Source organism: Pseudomonas sp. FW305-25, assembly GCF_017351415.1.
GTDB classification, from domain to species: domain Bacteria; phylum Pseudomonadota; class Gammaproteobacteria; order Pseudomonadales; family Pseudomonadaceae; genus Aquipseudomonas; species Aquipseudomonas chlororaphis.
In genome coordinates this window covers 88,937-101,391 of sequence record NZ_JACNDE010000016.1, presented here as the reverse complement: position 1 = coordinate 101,391, position 12,455 = coordinate 88,937, and the positions used below count along the sequence as shown (strand labels likewise).

Here is a 12,455-nt window from a genome sequence, read left to right as displayed (position 1 = left end):
GAGGTCATATGATTCGTTCGATGCTGTATGCCACTGACCTCGGTCTGTATGCGCCCTACGTGATGCAACATGCCCTGGAGCTGGCTCGAACATTCAATGCCGAATTGCACGTGGTTCATGCGGTGGAGCCCATGGGACTGTTTGCCGAGTCGGTGTTGCAGAGTTATCTCGACGAACAGGCCCTGAATGAGTTTCACAGTCAGGGTCTGAGCACGGTGATGGCGAATATCGAGCAACGGGTACTCGACAGCTTTCGCGAAGAGTTGGGGGAGGGCATGCAGGATCTCGCGCTGATTCAGTCGGTCAGGGTCTTTCAGGGGGACCCCTCGCACGTCATTCTCGAGCAGGCGTCGAAACTCTCTGTGGATTTGTTGATCGTAGGAAGTCACAGCCATGGGGCGGGCGGTGAGACTCCATTGGGCAGGACGGCAGCCAGGGTACTGCAACTGGCCAAGGTTCCGGTTTACCTGGTGCCCTTGGTACAGCGTCGACGGCTCGGAGATATCTGACGCGCTTGTTGGAATTTTCTGAAGAAAAGTTCTAGATTTATTCTTCGAACCATTAATATAGTTATATACCGTCGCTGATGCCCGTGGCGTCTACCTGCTTTGAGGGATTCATATGAAGCTTCAACAATTGCGCTACATCTGGGAAGTGGCGCACCACGACCTCAACGTCTCTGCTACAGCCCAAAGCCTTTATACCTCGCAACCGGGTATCAGCAAGCAGATCCGCCTGCTCGAGGACGAGCTGGGGGTCGAGGTATTCGCTCGTAGCGGCAAGCACCTGACTCGCGTCACCCCGGCTGGCGAACGCATCATCACCACCGCTGGCGAGATCCTGCGCAAGGTCGAAAGCATCAAGCAGATCGCCCAGGAATTCTCCAACGAGAAGAAGGGCACCCTGTCGATCGCCACCACCCATACCCAGGCCCGTTATGCCTTGCCGCCGGTGATCAGCAGCTTTATCAAGCAGTACCCGGATGTGGCGTTGCACATGCATCAGGGCTCGCCGATGCAGATCGCCGAAATGGCTGCCGATGGCACCGTCGACTTCGCCATCGCCACCGAAGCGCTGGAGCTGTTCGGCGATCTGGTGATGATGCCGTGCTACCGCTGGAACCGTTGCGTAGTGGTACCGCAGGGCCACCCGCTGACCAAGCTGCCGAAGCTGACCCTGGAAACCCTCGCCGAATACCCGATCGTGACTTACGTGTTCGGTTTTACCGGCCGCTCCAAGCTCGACGAAGCCTTCAGCCATCGCGGCCTGACGCCGAAGGTGGTGTTCACCGCCGCCGACGCCGACGTGATCAAGACTTACGTACGCCTGGGCCTGGGTGTGGGCATCGTTGCCAAGATGGCGGTCGATACCAAGCTTGATAGCGATCTGGTGGTACTGGATGCCAGCGAACTGTTCGAGTCGAGCATCACCAAGATCGGGTTCCGTCGCGGCACTTTCCTGCGTGGCTTCATGTGCGACTTCATCGAGAAGTTCGCGCCGCACCTGACGCGCGAAGTGATGGCCAAGGCCATTCAGTGCCACAACAAGCAGGAACTCGAAGAGCTGTTCGACGGCGTCGAACTGCCTGTCCACTAAGCCGGGCTTACTTGACCTCGGTGACAGCGAACTGTTGCCGAGCGCCCGCGACGACGATCTCCAGTTCATCCCCCTCGAACTTGCCCAGCAGGCCTTTGCCCAACGGTGAACGAGGGGTGATGACGGTCACCGGTTGCCCCACCACCTCTACCTTCAGTCCCGCCCCATCCGGCGCCAGGAACAGCCATTGTTCGTGGCCGTTTTCGTCTTCGAGGCCCAGCAACGCGCCAACCTGGATACCAACTTGCTCATCGTACGGGCGCAGGGTCATGTTCTGGCAGAGCGCCAGCGCCTGCCGGATTTCCTCGACGCGCCTGGCCTGGCCGGCGGCGAGATAGGAGGCCTCGAGCCCCAGGGTGTCGTACTTGTTTTCGGCAATGTTCTCTTCGTGGGTCGCCGCCTCATAGGCGGTCTGCGCCGCCCGCTGAGCGATCTCCAGATCGCCACGGAGCTTGTCGAGAATCAGTTGGTGGACCGTAGGTTTGTTCATGATCAATCGCAGAATTGCAGGACGTTGGCCCGGCTCTTTTCGCTCGGCGCCGTCTGGTCCTGTTGCAACCAGAACTGGCATTTCGGGTTGGACTGGTTGCGCAGGTTGCTGCGCGCATTATCCAGGGCCTGCTGCTGTTCGTTTTTACGCAGGTTTTCCTGGTACTGCTCGAACATGCGGTTGGACGCCCCCGATTCCGCACTGGGCGGTTTTGCCAGCTGTTGCACGGCCTGGGCGACGGGCGCCAATTGCTGGTCGAACAGAAAACGCCAGGCCAGCCAGCAGGTCAGGGCGATCGCCAGAAAACCCAGCCACAATCCCAGGGCAATACTGCCGCTGAGTTGAAGTGCGTTTACGCTGATACGTAATGATCGACGGGGTGTCGGGCGATAGGGCATGGCAGCCTCCTGGCAGGCGGTGTCGGCAAGCTGCGATTGTCGCACGAAGATTATCGGCGTTGGCTCTTCTGTCAGTAGCCATTTATGCGGACAATCGGCGCCTTTGCCAAATGGAGCCCGGAATGAAAGCCTCCTGGGATATTTTCTGCAGCGTCGTCGACAACTACGGCGATATCGGCGTGACCTGGCGGCTGGCCCGGCAACTGGTGGCCGAGCATCAGTGCGCGGTGCGGCTGTGGGTGGATGACCTGCGGGCCTTCGAGCGTTTGTGTCCGCCCATCGATATCGCCTTGTCTCAGCAATGGCAGGAAGGTGTCGATGTGCGTCACTGGCCAACCGAGTGGTCGCCGGTGGCGGCTGCCGATGTGGTGATCGCGGCCTTTGCCTGCCAGTTGCCAGCGGCTTATATGGAGGCGATGGCCGAGCGTGAACATACCCCTTTGTGGTTGAACCTCGATTACCTCAGCGCCGAGACCTGGGTGACCGGCTGCCACGGCCTGCCCTCGGTGAAGTTCAAGGGCGTGCAGAAGTACTTCTTTTTCCCCGGGTTTCAAGCCGGCACCGGTGGGCTGCTACGCGAGGCTGGATTGCTGGAGCGGCGCAGGGCGTTTCAGCAGGACTCCCTGGCCCGGCAACGCTTCCTGGAAGGGCTCGGCGTATTTGCAGCACCTGGCGCGCGATTGATGTCGCTGTTCGCCTATGAGAACGCCGGCCTGGCCAGTTGGCTGCAAGCGCTGGCTGCCGACTCGCGGGCTACCCATCTGCTGGTTCCCGAAGGGCGGATCCTCGGTGACGTGCAACACTGGCTGGATGTCGAGGCGCTGGCGGCGGGTGCGGTGCAGGTCCGTGGGGCCTTGACGGTACAGGTGCTGCCGTTCGTCCGACAGGAGGAATACGACCAGCTCCTGTGGTCCTGCGATTTCAACGCGGTACGCGGTGAGGACTCGTTCGTGCGTGCGCAATGGGCCGGCCGGCCGATGCTCTGGCACATTTATCAACAGGACGAAGACATTCACCTGGACAAGCTCGACGCCTTTCTCGAGCTTTATACGCAGTGGCTGTCGCCAGAGGCCAAGGCGGCGCTGATCGACCTGTGGCGGGCCTGGAATGCCGGAGGCGAGATGGCGCAAGGCTGGAAAAAGCTGCTCGAACACTGGCCGGAAGTGGCTGCTCACGCCGAAAAGTGGTGTCTGGAACAGGGCTCGCAGCCCGATCTTGCTGCGGCGCTGGTGCAGTTTTACCTAAATTGGATATGATACGCGGCCTAGATTTTTGTAAATCCCATCCAAATTCGGATATTCGCAATGAAAACTGGTAAAGAACTCAAACCCGGTACCGTGATCCGTATCGACAACGATCCTTGGCTGGTTCAGAAAGCTGAATTCACCAAGTCCGGTCGTAACAGCGCGATCATGAAGACCAAGCTGAAGAACCTGCTGACCGGTTACAAGACCGAAACCGTTTACGGTGCGGACGACAAACTGGACGACGTGATCCTGGATCGCAAAGAAGCGACCCTGTCGTTCATCAGCGGCGACACCTACACGTTCATGGACACCACCGACTACACCATGTACGAGCTGAACGCTGAAGACATCGAAGCCGTTCTGCCGTTCATCGAAGAAGGCATGACCGACGTTTGCGAAGCTGTGTTCTTCGAAGACCGTCTGGTTTCCGTTGACCTGCCGACCACCATCGTGCGCCAGGTTGACTACACCGAAGGTTCCGCTCGCGGCGACACTTCGGGCAAGGTGATGAAGCCTGCCAAACTGAAGAACGGTACCGAGCTGTCGGTTGCGGACTTCATCGAAATCGGCGACATGATCGAGATCGATACTCGCGAAGGCGGTTCCTACAAAGGCCGCGCCAAGGTTTAAGCCCCTGCTTGAATCCTTAGCCACGAAAAAGCCCGACCATTGAGTCGGGCTTTTTTGTGGCCGAAGGCCTGGGTGGCAAACTTACTTCAGATGTTGCTTGAGCTCATCGGATGCCTGCAGCAGTGCCGAACGCACCGCGGGTACCTGGCTGACCACGTTGAGCAGGCCGTAGTCATGGATCATCCCGTTGTAGCGCACCGAGGTCACGGTCACGCCGGCTTCGTCCAGCTTGCGGGCATAGGCTTCGCCTTCGTCGCGCAGTACGTCGGCGCCGGCGGTCTGGATCAGCGCGGGTGGCAGGCCCTTGAGCTGGGCGCTAGTGGCGCGCAGCGGTGAAGCGTAGATCTCGTTACGCTGCTGGGCATCGGTGGTGTAGTTGTCCCAGAACCACTTCATCATGTTTTTGCTGAGAAAGTGCCCCTCGGCATATTGGTTATACGACGCCGTTTCGAAATTCGCGTCGGTCACCGGCCATAGCAACAATTGGAAGCGGATCGCCGGCGTGCCCTTGTCCTTGGCCATCAGGCTGACCACGGCGGCCATATTGCCGCCGACGCTGTTGCCGGCAACCGCCAGGCGCTTGCCGTCGACGTTGATTTCCAGGCCATGCTCGGCCACCCATTGGGTGGCCGCGTAAGCCTGATTGATCGCCACCGGGTAATGCGCTTCCGGGGACGGCGTGTAATTGACGAATACCGCCGCCGCCCCGGAGCCCACCACCAGGTCCCGCACCAGCCGTTCGTGGGTCGGGAAGTCTCCCAGCACCCAGCCGCCGCCGTGGAAGAACATGAACACCGGCAACGTGCCTTTCACCCCGGCCGGCCTGACGATGGTCAGGCTGATGGCCTGGCCGTCGACGTCGATGGTCTTCTGGCTGATATCCGCCTTGGGCAGCGTCAGCTTGACCCCGGCCTGGGCGCCGACCAGCACGGCCCGGGCCTCTTTGGGTGTCATCTGTTCCATCGGCTTGCCGTTGCCGGCGTTCAAGGCGTCGAGGAACGCCTGGGTGTTGTGTTCGACCCCGCCTTCGGCGAACGCGGTGTTGATGGACAGGGCGAGAAGGCTACCGGTCAAGACCTTGCTGAAAGTGTTCATGTTCGTCTCCTGGGCGGTGCGGGCGCTGGCGCGCAGCTGGGTTAGACAGTCACGTGCAGACGTACGTCGACGTTGCCGCGGGTGGCGTTGGAGTAAGGGCAGACCTGGTGAGCCGCTTCGACCAGGGACTGCGCGTCGCTCTGTTCAAGACCTGGCAGGCTGATATGCAGGTCGATGTCCAGGCCGAAGCCGCCAGGAATCTGGCCGATGCCGACGTGCGCAGTGATCGACGCGTTGTCCGGGATCTTGCGTTTGCTTTGGCTGGCGACGAATTTCAGGGCGCCGATAAAGCAGGCGGAGTAGCCGGCGGCGAAGAGTTGCTCAGGGTTGGTCGCCTGGCCGCCGGCACCACCGAGTTCTTTGGGGGTGGAGAGTTTGACGTCGAGGATGTTGTCGCTGGAGACGGCGCGACCATCACGGCCACCGGTTGCGGTTGCGACTGCGGTATAGAGAGTTTGCATGGTGTGAGCCTCTTGGGTTTCGAAGTTTTGCGCTAAATATTTGCGCGCTAAGTAAGTGCGAAATAAATGTATCGCTCAAATATTTAGTGCGCAATATAAATTTTTGAAAAAAACTCGAAAATGCTTGCCATCAGTCCATGTTTTTTGGCTAAGCGAATGATTTAATTAATATTTTTATCGAGAAATTTTTTTCGTCGATACGCTATTAACGGCATCGAAACAGAGAGAATCGCGAGCAAGCGCTCCTGGAGAGGGGGCGGGGTGTGCTCGCGAGAGCGCCGTTAAAGGCTGTCTTGCAGATGGCCACGCAGCTTCAGCAGGTCGGCCTGCAGTTTGCGCAGTTGCTCCAGGGTCAGGCCGCTGGCGCCGAGGATGCATTGGGGAACGCCGCGCGCCCGGTCATACAGGGTCCGGCCTTGCTCGGTCAGCTCGATGATCACCACCCGTTCATCTTCGCGGCTGCGGGTCCGGCTTAGTAATCCCTCGGCTTCCAGGCGCTTGAGCAAGGGCGTCAATGAACCGGGATCGGTCAGCAGGCGACTGCTGATCTCGCCGACGGTCAGTCCGTCCTGCTCCCAGAGCACCATCATTGCCAGGTACTGGGGATACGTCAGGCCCAGCTCCTGCAGCAGTGGTTTATAGACTTTGGTCATCAGCAACGAAGTCGAGTGAAGGGCGAAACACAGCTGGTTATCCAGCAGCAGATCGTCACATTTTTCCGGGGTGGAGCCTTTGGTGTTCATGGTCGGGCCTTGATCGATACTCGCCCTGAATCTAGCGGGCGAATCTTTAATGCGCCAGATAATTCTCACGAGTGCTCAGCCCATGGCGCTCTGCAGGGCCAGATCCCAGGGCGGAATCGGACTGAAGCGAGTCTTCAGGTATTCCAGCAACAGGCGGCTGCGAGCGTTGGTGTGCTGTTCCAGGCGCAAGGCGTAGATACCGGCGCTTTCCGGTTTGGGCAGGCCGGTTTCGCAGAACAGCGGCAACAGTTCCCCACGCAGCAGGTATTCGCTGGCCAGCCAGGTCGGCAGGTGGGCGATGCCCAGCCCGGCCAGGGCTCCGGATAGCAGGGCCTCGGCATTGTTGGCGCTCATGCGGATGCGTTGTGGGCGATGAGTCTGCAACTGCCCGTCCAGTTCGAAGCGCCAGGCGAACAGCGGAGCCAGGCCGTCCCAGTCCAGGCCGTCGTGCTGGCTCAGTTCGGCGGGATGCACCGGGGTGCCGCGCAGCTTGAGGTAGGCCGGGCTGGCGCAGGCGATGCGCACGATGCTTGCCAGCGAGGTCGCCACCATCCGGGTATCGACCCTTTGTCCGGCGCGTAGTACCAGATCGACCTTGCCCAGGTGCGAGCCCTGCATGTCGACGAAGCTGTCGATCAGGTGCAACTGCACATCGAGCCCCGGATAGCGCATCAGGAAATCGGCGATCGCCGGCGCCAAGTGTCGCCGGCCGAACGCCGCGGGAGCGTCGATGCGGATCAGGCCCTCCGGTGCGTGGCTCAAGGACACGGCTTCCGCCCGCGCCAGTTGCAGTTCGGCGACGATGCGTCGGGCGCGTTCGGCAAAGGCCTGGCCAGCCGCCGTCGCCACCACCGCGTGGGTGGTGCGCATGAACAGCTTGCTGCCGACGGCGTTTTCCAGGCTGTCGATACGCCGGGCCACCGCCGAAGGGGTCAAGGGATGCCGGCGGGCGGCGGCGGAAAAACTCCCGGCTTCCAGCACATCGAGGAACAGGCCGAGCTGATCGGTGAGGGCGTTGGGGTTCATGGTGGACATTTGCTTGTGCGAAGTTGGCAAAGCCATTGTGCGTTGCTGTGCGTTTCCGCACCAGAGCCGACTGCGTAGCATGCAAGGCCTGAGTGAGGAGAGCGGCGGTGATCGATTTAGCGATGTATGTGGTATTGGGCGCGGCGCTGGGCACGGTGGGCGGCTTGTTCGGGATCGGTGGAGGGCTGATTGCGATTCCGGTGCTGGGCGTGCTGTTCGGGCTGGACCAGCAGATCGCCCAGGGCACGGCGTTGGTGATGGTGGTGCCGAACGTGATGCTCGCGCTGTGGCGTTATCACCAGCGCAACCGGATCGAGGCGCGCCATGCGTTGCCGTTGGCCCTGATGGGCTTCAGTTTTGCCTGGCTCGGTTCGATCTGGGCGGTGGGCATTGATGCCCAAGTCATGCGGATCGGCTTCGTCGCGTTCCTGGTGGCCTTGTCGGCCTACAACCTGTTGCGCATGTTCCTGGCCAATGCCCCGGCTTCGGCGCAGATGCGCTATCCCTGGCCGTGGCTCGGTGTGCTGGGTGCGGCTTCCGGGGCCATGGGCGGGCTGTTCGGCGTCGGCGGCGCGGTGGTTGCCACCCCGGTGCTGACCAGCGTGTTCGGCACCACCCAGGTGGTCGCCCAGGGGCTGTCGCTGGCCCTGGCCCTGCCCAGCACCGGGGTGACCCTGGTGACCTACGGGGTGCATCAGGAGGTGGACTGGATGATCGGCCTGCCGCTGGCGGCGGGTGGGCTGTTGAGCATCAGTTGGGGGGTGAAAATCGCCCATGCGCTGCCCGAGCGAATACTGCGCGGGCTGTTCTGCGGCTTCCTGGTGGTCTGCGCGGTGATGCTCGCCTTTAAAGTTTGAAGCCTTCGACTATGTGCTCGGCCAGGCATTCGGTGATGGGCGAAGGCGTGTTGAGGTTGCGCACCAGCATGATGCTGGCCTCGGGCAGCAGGGGCAGATCTTCGGCGGCGCCCAGGATGCGCATGTCCGGGGTGATCAGGCTTTCCAGCTGCGCGGTGATCGCCAGGCCGGCGCTGACCACGGCCATCAGTGCCGACAGGCTGGAGCTGTTGTAGGCGATGCGATAGTCGCGCCCGGCGGCGTCCAGCGCATTGCAGGCCCACTGCCTGCAGAAGCAATCGCTGTTGAACATTGCCAGGGGCAGCGGCGTCTGTTCGTGGGGGCAGAACCCCTGGGCCTCGGCCCAGACGAAACGCTCCTTGCGCAGCAACTGGCCGATTTCGCTGCCCGGCTCGCGGGTGACGATAGACAGGTCCAGATCCTGGCGCAGCAGCAGTTGCTTGGACGACTCGCAATGCACCTCGATCTGGATCAAGGGATAGGCCTGGGCAAAACGCGACAGGATCCCCGGTAGAAAGCGCATCACATAATCGTCCGGCGTACCGATGCGCACGGTGCCGACCATGTGCGGCTCGCGCAGGGTGTTGAACACCTCGCTGTGCAGTTTCAGGATGCGCCGTGCGTAACCCAGCAGCACCTGGCCTTCGGCGGTCAGGCGTACCTGCCGGCCCTCACGCTGGAACAATTGGCGCTGCAGCACATCTTCCTCGAGCCGCTTCATCTGCATGCTCACCGCGGACTGGGTGCGATTGACCTGCTCCCCGGCCTTGGTGAAACCGCCCTGGTCGGCGATGGCGACGAAGGTGCGCAGGACCTCGGTATCAATGCTTGGGTAGCTGGACAATTCATCAAACTCCGAGATGTATTGTATAAGAAACATTCGTTGGATTGATCTTAGCCCTGGGTGGAGACTTGAGCCATCCCCACTGGAGGGCAAGACGATGAAAGGTCAAAAAGGTTTTGTATTGGCTCACAGGTTGGCATGGCATGGCGTTTCCTTGCGGCATTTGCTGCAGAGGATTGTCCGCTGGCATGAGCTGTACCGTGAACGCAACATGCTGGCCGGTATGAGTGACGAGGCGCTGAAGGATATCGGCCTCAGTCGCGCGGATGTGGAGCGGGAGACCGTGCGGCCGTTCTGGGACGATCCGATGCACAAGTGAATGTCAAAGCGCTACACAAGCCACTTCTCACTGAGGTAGTTTGCGGGCAGACAAGGAGATTGCCATGCCCGCAGAACTGTCCTTTTCCCTCAAGCAGGCTCGGCGTCTGGCGCTGGCCGCCCAGGGTTTTTCCGGGCGGCCGCTGCCTGCGACGATCAGGCCCGCACAGCTCAATCGCCTGATCGCGCGCCTGGGTATCCTGCAGATTGATTCGGTCAACGCCCTGGTGCGCTCGCACTACCTGCCGCTGTTTTCCCGCCTTGGCGACTATCCCGCGCAACTGCTGGACCAGGCTGCCTGGAGTCAGGGCCGGCAACGCACGCTGTTCGAATACTGGGGCCACGAAGCCTCGTTGCTGCCGCTGTCGCTGTACCCGCTGATGCGTTGGCGCATGCAGCGGGCCAGCCAGGGGCAGGGGATCTACCAGCAGTTGGCGCGTTTCGGCCAGGAGCAGCAGGCGACTATTCGCCGGGTGCTGGCCGCGGTCGAGGAACAGGGCGCCCTCGGGGCGGGCAGCCTGTCGACCCGTGAGGAACGCGCCGGCCCTTGGTGGGACTGGAGTGCGGAGAAGCATGCGCTGGAATGGCTGTTCGCCGCCGGTGAGGTGACGGTCGCCGGTCGGCGTGGGTTCGAGCGTTTGTACGATTTGCCGGAGCGGGTGATTCCTTCGAGCATCCTGCAGCATTCGCCGCTCAGCGAGGCCGACGCCCAGCGCGGTTTGCTACTGCATGCCGCCAGCGCCCTGGGCGTGGCCACCGAGAAGGATCTGCGCGACTATTTTCGCCTGGAGCTGGCAGACAGCCGAGCACGCCTGGCGGAATTGCTGGAGGGCGGCGAACTGCTGGCCTGCGAGGTGGCAGGCTGGAAGCAAGCGGCGTATTGCCTGCCAGAGGCCAAGGTGCCGCGCAGCGTGCCGGCCAGTGCCTTGCTTTCTCCCTTCGATTCGCTGATCTGGGAGCGCAGTCGTACCGAGCGCCTGTTCGATTTCCGCTATCGCCTGGAGATCTACACCCCGCAGCACAAACGGGTGTACGGCTATTACGTGCTGCCGTTTCTGCACCACGAACGGATCGCCGCGCGGGTCGACCTGCGGGCAGAAAGGGCGCAGGGGCGCCTGGCGGTGCATGCCGTGCATGAGGAGGATCTGGGGTTGGACGAGCAGGGGATGCAGGCGCTGGCGAGCAGCTTGCGGAGCATGGCCGACTGGCTGGGGCTGGCCGACGTCCAGCTCAATTGCCCAAGGGACAGCGCCCAGCGCTTGCGTGCGTTTCTTTGACCAGCATCGATCATCCAGCTTCTCCTGGATGATCGAATGCTAGGAGTTCAACGCTTGACCTGTTTCAAGGTCTCGGCAATCAGGAACGCCAGCTCCAGCGACTGATCGGCGTTCATCCGTGGGTCGCAATGGGTGTGGTAGCGATCCGACAAAGCATCTTCGGTAATCGGCCGCGCACCACCGATGCACTCGGTGACGTTCTGCCCGGTCATCTCGATGTGGATACCGCCGGCATAACTGCCCTCGGCTTCGTGGACCTGGAAGAACTGTTTCACCTCATTGAGGATCTGCGCGAAATCGCGGGTCTTGTAACCGCTGCTGGCCTTGATGGTGTTGCCGTGCATCGGGTCGGAACTCCACAGCACCTTCTTGCCTTCGCCTTCCACCGCGCGGATCAGCTGCGGCAAGTGGTCGCCGACCTTGTTCACGCCCATGCGCACGATCAGGTTCAGGCGGCCTGGATCGTTGTCCGGGTTGAGGATGTCGATCAGGCGGATCAGCTCCTCGGTGTTCATGCTCGGGCCCACCTTGACCCCGATCGGGTTATTCACCCCGCGCAGGAATTCGACGTGGGCGCCGTTGAGCTGGCGGGTGCGATCGCCGATCCACAGCATGTGCGCCGAGCAGTCGTAATAGTCGTTGGTCAGGCTGTCGCGACGGACGAAGGCTTCCTCATAGTTCAGCAGCAGCGCCTCGTGGGCGGTGAAGAAGCTGGTCTCGCGCAGTTGCGGCGAGCTGTCCATGCCGCAGGCGCGCATGAAGGCCAGGGTTTCGTCGATGCGGTCGGCCAGTTGGCTGTACTTCTCGGCCAGGGCGGAGTTGGCGATGAAGTCCAGGTTCCATTTGTGCACCTGGTGCAGGTCGGCAAAACCGCCCTGGGCAAAGGCGCGCAGCAGGTTCAGGGTGGCGGTGGCCTGGTGATAGGACTGCAGCAGGCGGTCCGGGTCCGGCACCCGGCTTTTCGCATCGAAACCGATGCCGTTGACGATATCGCCGCGGTAGGCCGGCAGGGTCACGCCATTGATGGTTTCGTCATTGGCCGAGCGCGGCTTGGCGAACTGGCCGGCCATGCGCCCGACCTTGACCACCGGGCAACCGGCGGCGAAGGTCATGACGATCGCCATCTGCAGCAGGACCTTGAAGGTGTCGCGGATCTTCGCCGCCGAGAACTCGGCGAAGCTCTCGGCGCAATCGCCACCCTGCAGCAGAAAGGCACGACCCTGGGTCACTTCGGCAAACTGGCGGCGCAACTCCCGGGCTTCGCCGGCAAACACCAGCGGCGGGTAGCTGGCCAGGGTCTGCTCGACCTGCAACAGGTGTGCGGCGTCGGGGTAGACGGGTTGTTGCTGGATCGGCAGGGCGCGCCAGCTGTCAGGGCTCCAGGGTTGGCTCATCACGGACTCGGGTGTTTTTAAGGTCGGACAGGCATGTTATCAGCAATTAGTGCGTGACCTGTTCCCGCCGGTTCGCGGA

15 protein-coding genes are annotated in these 12,455 nt (G+C 61.6%); 7 read left to right on the top strand and 8 right to left on the bottom strand.

Annotated features, from left to right (window positions below):
- The first annotated feature begins 8 nt into the window (after window positions 1–8).
- Together J4E58_RS17040 and cysB are read left to right on the top strand one after the other, a co-directional pair.
- Window positions 9–509, top strand: coding sequence for a universal stress protein (locus tag J4E58_RS17040; RefSeq protein WP_007931386.1), 501 nt, complete (start codon window positions 9–11; stop codon window positions 507–509).
- A gap of 112 nt (window positions 510–621) precedes the next feature.
- Window positions 622–1,596 carry an HTH-type transcriptional regulator CysB gene (gene cysB, locus J4E58_RS17035; RefSeq protein WP_007931387.1) on the top strand — a complete coding sequence of 325 codons (975 nt, stop codon included), beginning with the start codon at window positions 622–624 and terminating at the stop codon, window positions 1,594–1,596.
- A 7-nt stretch (window positions 1,597–1,603) separates the two neighbouring features.
- On the opposite strand, the gene J4E58_RS17030 is transcribed toward cysB, so the two are convergent.
- Both J4E58_RS17030 and J4E58_RS17025 read right to left on the bottom strand, forming a co-directional pair.
- Window positions 1,604–2,086 (bottom strand): transcription elongation factor GreAB, encoded by a 483-nt coding sequence (locus J4E58_RS17030; protein ID WP_087092756.1) that lies wholly within the window; start codon window positions 2,084–2,086, stop codon window positions 1,604–1,606.
- 2 nt (window positions 2,087–2,088) lie between these two features.
- Window positions 2,089–2,484, bottom strand: coding sequence for a hypothetical protein (locus J4E58_RS17025; protein ID WP_087092757.1), 396 nt, complete (start codon window positions 2,482–2,484; stop codon window positions 2,089–2,091).
- A 122-nt stretch (window positions 2,485–2,606) separates the two neighbouring features.
- Here J4E58_RS17025 and earP point away from each other — a divergent pair, with 122 nt between their 5' ends.
- Together earP and J4E58_RS17015 are read left to right on the top strand one after the other, a co-directional pair.
- Window positions 2,607–3,740, top strand: a complete 1,134-nt coding sequence (earP, locus tag J4E58_RS17020; protein ID WP_087092758.1) for an elongation factor P maturation arginine rhamnosyltransferase EarP — start codon at window positions 2,607–2,609, stop codon at window positions 3,738–3,740.
- Window positions 3,741–3,788: 48 nt separating this feature from the next.
- Window positions 3,789–4,361 carry an elongation factor P gene (locus J4E58_RS17015; protein ID WP_007931398.1) on the top strand — a complete coding sequence of 191 codons (573 nt, stop codon included), beginning with the start codon at window positions 3,789–3,791 and terminating at the stop codon, window positions 4,359–4,361.
- An 81-nt stretch (window positions 4,362–4,442) separates the two neighbouring features.
- Here the strand turns inward: J4E58_RS17015 and J4E58_RS17010 are convergent, their stop codons facing one another.
- The 4 genes from J4E58_RS17010 to J4E58_RS16995 all read right to left on the bottom strand — a co-directional run bounded on the left by J4E58_RS17010 (window position 4,443) and on the right by J4E58_RS16995 (window position 7,686).
- Window positions 4,443–5,456 (bottom strand): alpha/beta hydrolase, encoded by a 1,014-nt coding sequence (locus J4E58_RS17010; protein ID WP_087092759.1) that lies wholly within the window; start codon window positions 5,454–5,456, stop codon window positions 4,443–4,445.
- Window positions 5,457–5,497: 41 nt separating this feature from the next.
- A complete protein-coding gene (locus tag J4E58_RS17005) occupies window positions 5,498–5,917 on the bottom strand; it encodes an organic hydroperoxide resistance protein (RefSeq protein WP_009044954.1) in 420 nt (139 codons plus the stop codon).
- 281 nt (window positions 5,918–6,198) lie between these two features.
- A complete protein-coding gene (locus J4E58_RS17000) occupies window positions 6,199–6,660 on the bottom strand; it encodes a MarR family winged helix-turn-helix transcriptional regulator (protein ID WP_087092760.1) in 462 nt (153 codons plus the stop codon).
- 75 nt (window positions 6,661–6,735) lie between these two features.
- Window positions 6,736–7,686 (bottom strand): LysR family transcriptional regulator, encoded by a 951-nt coding sequence (locus J4E58_RS16995; RefSeq protein ID WP_087092761.1) that lies wholly within the window; start codon window positions 7,684–7,686, stop codon window positions 6,736–6,738.
- Window positions 7,687–7,793: 107 nt separating this feature from the next.
- On the opposite strand from J4E58_RS16995, the gene J4E58_RS16990 reads away from it, so the two are divergent.
- Window positions 7,794–8,543: a sulfite exporter TauE/SafE family protein gene (locus tag J4E58_RS16990; protein WP_087092762.1), complete on the top strand. Its 750-nt coding sequence runs from the start codon at window positions 7,794–7,796 to the stop codon at window positions 8,541–8,543.
- Here the strand turns inward: J4E58_RS16990 and J4E58_RS16985 are convergent.
- A complete protein-coding gene (locus tag J4E58_RS16985; RefSeq protein WP_162136185.1) occupies window positions 8,533–9,387 on the bottom strand; it encodes a LysR substrate-binding domain-containing protein in 855 nt (284 codons plus the stop codon). The genes J4E58_RS16990 and J4E58_RS16985 overlap by 11 nt on opposite strands.
- Window positions 9,388–9,484: 97 nt before the next feature.
- Here J4E58_RS16985 and J4E58_RS16980 point away from each other — a divergent pair, with 97 nt between their 5' ends.
- Both J4E58_RS16980 and J4E58_RS16975 read left to right on the top strand, forming a co-directional pair.
- The gene (locus tag J4E58_RS16980; protein ID WP_087092763.1) at window positions 9,485–9,706 is read left to right on the top strand and encodes a DUF1127 domain-containing protein; all 222 of its coding nucleotides are present in this window, start codon (window positions 9,485–9,487) and stop codon (window positions 9,704–9,706) included.
- Between the two features lie 64 nt (window positions 9,707–9,770).
- On the top strand, window positions 9,771–10,982 hold the full coding sequence (locus J4E58_RS16975) for a winged helix-turn-helix domain-containing protein (RefSeq protein WP_087092764.1): 1,212 nt from the start codon (window positions 9,771–9,773) through the stop codon (window positions 10,980–10,982).
- Between the two features lie 47 nt (window positions 10,983–11,029).
- On the opposite strand, the gene J4E58_RS16970 is transcribed toward J4E58_RS16975, so the two are convergent.
- Window positions 11,030–12,376 carry a class II 3-deoxy-7-phosphoheptulonate synthase gene (locus J4E58_RS16970; protein WP_087092765.1) on the bottom strand — a complete coding sequence of 449 codons (1,347 nt, stop codon included), beginning with the start codon at window positions 12,374–12,376 and terminating at the stop codon, window positions 11,030–11,032.
- Window positions 12,377–12,455: the final 79 nt, after the last annotated feature.

What these genes read in the sequence shown, in the direction of transcription:
- J4E58_RS17040 (WP_007931386.1), top strand. Translation starts at nt 9, where the DNA reads ATGATTCGTTCGATGCTGTATGCCACTGACCTCGGTCTGTATGCGCCC.
- cysB (WP_007931387.1), top strand. Translation starts at nt 622, where the DNA reads ATGAAGCTTCAACAATTGCGCTACATCTGGGAAGTGGCGCACCACGAC.
- J4E58_RS17030 (WP_087092756.1), bottom strand. Translation starts at nt 2,086, where the DNA reads ATGAACAAACCTACGGTCCACCAACTGATTCTCGACAAGCTCCGTGGC.
- J4E58_RS17025 (WP_087092757.1), bottom strand. Translation starts at nt 2,484, where the DNA reads ATGCCCTATCGCCCGACACCCCGTCGATCATTACGTATCAGCGTAAAC.
- earP (WP_087092758.1), top strand. Translation starts at nt 2,607, where the DNA reads ATGAAAGCCTCCTGGGATATTTTCTGCAGCGTCGTCGACAACTACGGC.
- J4E58_RS17015 (WP_007931398.1), top strand. Translation starts at nt 3,789, where the DNA reads ATGAAAACTGGTAAAGAACTCAAACCCGGTACCGTGATCCGTATCGAC.
- J4E58_RS17010 (WP_087092759.1), bottom strand. Translation starts at nt 5,456, where the DNA reads ATGAACACTTTCAGCAAGGTCTTGACCGGTAGCCTTCTCGCCCTGTCC.
- J4E58_RS17005 (WP_009044954.1), bottom strand. Translation starts at nt 5,917, where the DNA reads ATGCAAACTCTCTATACCGCAGTCGCAACCGCAACCGGTGGCCGTGAT.
- J4E58_RS17000 (WP_087092760.1), bottom strand. Translation starts at nt 6,660, where the DNA reads ATGAACACCAAAGGCTCCACCCCGGAAAAATGTGACGATCTGCTGCTG.
- J4E58_RS16995 (WP_087092761.1), bottom strand. Translation starts at nt 7,686, where the DNA reads ATGAACCCCAACGCCCTCACCGATCAGCTCGGCCTGTTCCTCGATGTG.
- J4E58_RS16980 (WP_087092763.1), top strand. Translation starts at nt 9,485, where the DNA reads ATGAAAGGTCAAAAAGGTTTTGTATTGGCTCACAGGTTGGCATGGCAT.
- J4E58_RS16975 (WP_087092764.1), top strand. Translation starts at nt 9,771, where the DNA reads ATGCCCGCAGAACTGTCCTTTTCCCTCAAGCAGGCTCGGCGTCTGGCG.
- J4E58_RS16970 (WP_087092765.1), bottom strand. Translation starts at nt 12,376, where the DNA reads ATGAGCCAACCCTGGAGCCCTGACAGCTGGCGCGCCCTGCCGATCCAG.